At 72.5% G+C, this 3,052-nt stretch carries 3 protein-coding genes and 2 pseudogenes; 1 reads left to right on the top strand and 4 read right to left on the bottom strand.

Annotated elements, in window-relative coordinates; all coding sequences use genetic code 11:
- Both D7W79_RS40730 and D7W79_RS40725 read right to left on the bottom strand, forming a co-directional pair.
- Positions 1-427, bottom strand: a pseudogene (locus D7W79_RS40730) (hypothetical protein); the annotation flags it as partial.
- Between the two features lie 96 nt (positions 428-523).
- Positions 524-1,450, bottom strand: a complete 927-nt coding sequence (locus D7W79_RS40725; protein WP_208729977.1) for an NmrA/HSCARG family protein — start codon at positions 1,448-1,450, stop codon at positions 524-526.
- Between the two features lie 160 nt (positions 1,451-1,610).
- Here D7W79_RS40725 and D7W79_RS40720 point away from each other — a divergent pair, with 160 nt between their 5' ends.
- Entirely contained in the window at positions 1,611-2,216 is a 606-nt protein-coding gene (locus D7W79_RS40720) for a hypothetical protein (RefSeq protein ID WP_120530577.1), read from the top strand.
- A gap of 9 nt (positions 2,217-2,225) precedes the next feature.
- Here the strand turns inward: D7W79_RS40720 and D7W79_RS40715 are convergent, their stop codons facing one another.
- Together D7W79_RS40715 and D7W79_RS40710 are read right to left on the bottom strand one after the other, a co-directional pair.
- On the bottom strand, positions 2,226-2,630 hold the full coding sequence (locus tag D7W79_RS40715; RefSeq protein WP_120530576.1) for a DUF2203 domain-containing protein: 405 nt from the start codon (positions 2,628-2,630) through the stop codon (positions 2,226-2,228).
- Positions 2,631-2,744: 114 nt separating this feature from the next.
- A pseudogene (locus D7W79_RS40710) lies at positions 2,745-3,052 on the bottom strand (hypothetical protein); the annotation flags it as partial.

Genomic DNA, 3,052 nt, shown 5'->3' with positions numbered 1-3,052 from the left:
GCCCGTAGCCGTAGCCTCCGCCCACCCACAGCCGCCCCCGGGGGTACATCGCCGGGACGTAGCGCGCGGGCGCTTCCTGCTCACGGGAGGACGTGGCCTGACGGAGCGACAGGGGCGGCAGCGCGCTGTAGCGGAAGCGGGACTCCTGCCCCACCAGCGCGAAGTCCGGATATTTGATCCGCAGCGGGCGTTGCCCGTTGTTCTCCAGGCGGACATAGACGGGCGTGACCCGGCGCTCCAGGTCGGACGGGGAGCCCCTCCACGCCGCGCCGTCCGCCGTGAGCCGCACGCCCTCCGCCTCCGTGATGGCGCTGCTCTTGCCGTTCTGGAGGATCCCCGCTTCCGGCGTGGGCCGCAGCTTCGTCTCCGCCGCGCAGCCCGCCATCAGGCTCAACGCCAGGGCCCCTACTCCCAATACTCCTCGCATCGCATGCCTCCTCGGGTTTCAAGGTAGGGCGCGCGGTGTTCAGGGGGCGGCATGCCTCGTGCTCCCACCCGTGCAGCGGGCGGGCTGTCGGGGCCCCTATGTCTGGGGCGTCACCGGCTCGGCGGCGGTGGCGGGCCAGGCGGGCGCCTTGACGAAGCCCCAGTCCTGGTGGCGTGCCCAGGTCTCGAAGGTCTGCCAGCCCACGCGCGGGTAGCTGTTGCGCAGGGTGAGGATGTCCGCGTGGTAGCCCACGCGGTCCAGCCAGTCGAACATGGCGGCCAGGTCCTCGCTCTGCTGCTGGAGCTGCTCCAGGGGAACCTGTTCGTAGTTGATGCGGTGGCCGCCCACCATGGAGAGCAGCGCGGCGGCCTGCTGGCCCGTCACCTCGTCGGAGGCCACCTCGATGCGCTCGCCGATGAAGCGCTCCGGGTCCCCCAGCACGTGCAGCGCGAAGCCGGCCAGGTCCTCCACCGCCACCATCTGCAGGCCGCGCGTGGCGGGCAGCCCCAGGGACAGCTTCCCGGCCGCCAGCTGGTCGCGCGTGGGCGGGCGGAGGAGGTTCTCCATGAAGAAGGTGGGGGCCAGGATGGTGAAGGGCATGTCCCGCCGGCGCAGGTACAGCTCCACCGCGTGCTTGCTGTCGAAGTGCGGAATGCCGGTGAGCTCCGACGCGCCCGCCACGGAGGAGTAGACGAAGTGCCGCACGTTGGAGCGCTTCGCCGCGTCCGTCAGGTTCCTGCCGTGCTGGACCTCCGAGTCCACGCCGCCGGCCCCGAAGGGCGTGGCCATGGCGTAGACGGCGTCCACGCCGCGCATGGCGCTCTCCAGGGAGATGGGGTCGTCGAAGTCGCCCTGGGCCAGCGTGACGCCGGGCCTGCGCAGGGCGCGGGCGGCGGGGGCGTCCACGTCCCGCACCAGCGCGACCACGTGGTGGCCCCGGTCGGCGAGCTTGCGGAGGACGGCACCGCCCTGCTGGCCGGTGGCGCCAGTGACAAGCACGGTGATGGAGAAATCCACGGGCATGGGTTCAGACCTCCGGACGCGACGTGTCACGGAAAACTGGAGACGCCCCTGTGCATTGGCGAGGCCCTGAAGCCGCACTGTCCGCCCCCGAGCACAGGCTCCCGAGGCAGGCAGGCAACCGTCGGGGAGGGGCAGGGGGGCGTGGCATCCTCCCGGCCCCATGAGCAAGCGTGACACCCCCCCGTCCTCCGAGCTGGTCTCCGCCGCCCAGGCACTCGACGCCGAGCTGCTGCGCTTCGAGGCGCTGGCGGAGCAGCTCAAGGAAGCCCCCCTGACGTCGGAGAAGCAGCTGGAGCGCGCGTCGAAGACGCTCAAGGACCTGGCGGACCTGGACGACGCCTTGCGCATGCGCGTGGGCGCGCTGGTGCAGGCCATCACCGGGGTGCGCAACCGGCAGCAGGCGCAGGCGGACGCGGTCAACGTGCGCGCGCAGGAGCTGCAGCAGCGCACGGAGGTGTTCAAGGACCTGCTCACGCGCTACGGGGCGCTGGGGCAGAGCGCGGCGGACCTCAACGGGCGCATGCAGGAGTTCGCGGCGCTGCGCCAGCAGGCCACGCGCACGGCGGAGGAGGACGCGCGGCTCACGGAGGTCTTCACGTCGCTCCAGGCGCGCATGGCGGAGGTGGCGGACGAGGCGGCGACGCTGTCCACCGCGGCGGAGGAGGCGAAGTTCGCGGACATCGGCCGGCAGGCGGAGTCGCTGCGTCAGCAGCTGCTGTCCGCGCGCAACAAGCTGGGCCTGCTGCACCAGAGCCTGGGGAAGTGAGCGCCCGGCTCAGCTGAGGTAGGTGGGCTCGAACTCGTCCGGGCTGTCGATGGGGCGGCGTCCGGAGAAGCCCGCCTTCAGGTCATGCCAGTGCGCCACGGCGTCCTCGCCGTAGCGCCAGCAGAGGTAGACGGGCTCCTCGCCGCGCCGGGCGTGGAAGTCCACCAGGCCGTCCGCGCCCTTGATCTCCAGGCCCATCTCCTGGAGCGGGCCCAGCTCGCCGCGGATGCGCTCCAGCAACTGCTCGCGCTCCTCGCGCCAGCCGCGCACCTCGGCGGTGTCGGGCGGGGCCTCGGGGGCGTCCAGCACCTCCGCCAGCTTCTGCACGCGCTCCACCCAGGGGCGCACGCGCCCGAAGGTCTTCGTCAGCAACGGCACCAGCCGGCTGGCCTCTTCCACGCTGAAAAAGCGCATCGAGGGGACAGCATGCAGTGCGCGCCCCCCGCTGACCACCACCTTCCCGGTGGGGGCGCGTGGGTGTGTCACGGCGGTGTCGACATGTCTGAAACACGTCAGCCGACGGGACGGTCACCCGCGTCGCAGTGACGACAGGTTTTCCAGGAGCCAGCGCCAGGCGGCTTCGCGCAGGGGGAAGGCGGCCTCGCGGGCGAGGAAGTCGGGGGTGTGCTCCGCGGCGCAGCGGCCGGCGGCGTCATGGGTGTCGGGGCCGGCGTCGGGGCCCGCGTCCTGGCCGGTGGGGGTGGCGGCGAGGTCCGCGTGCAGCAGGGCGTGGAAGACGATGTAGTCCACGACGAAGGCGGGCACGGTGGGCCGGTCCAGCGCGGGGTGGACGCGCACCTCGCGCAGGCGCGCGTCGTAGCCGCCCAGGTGGATGG

Origin of the sequence: Corallococcus exercitus (assembly GCF_003611585.1) — a bacterium.
Taxonomy (GTDB): domain Bacteria; phylum Myxococcota; class Myxococcia; order Myxococcales; family Myxococcaceae; genus Corallococcus; species Corallococcus exercitus.
The sequence above is the reverse complement of the archived record's forward strand: the minus strand, read 5'-3'. Positions and strand labels throughout refer to the sequence as shown.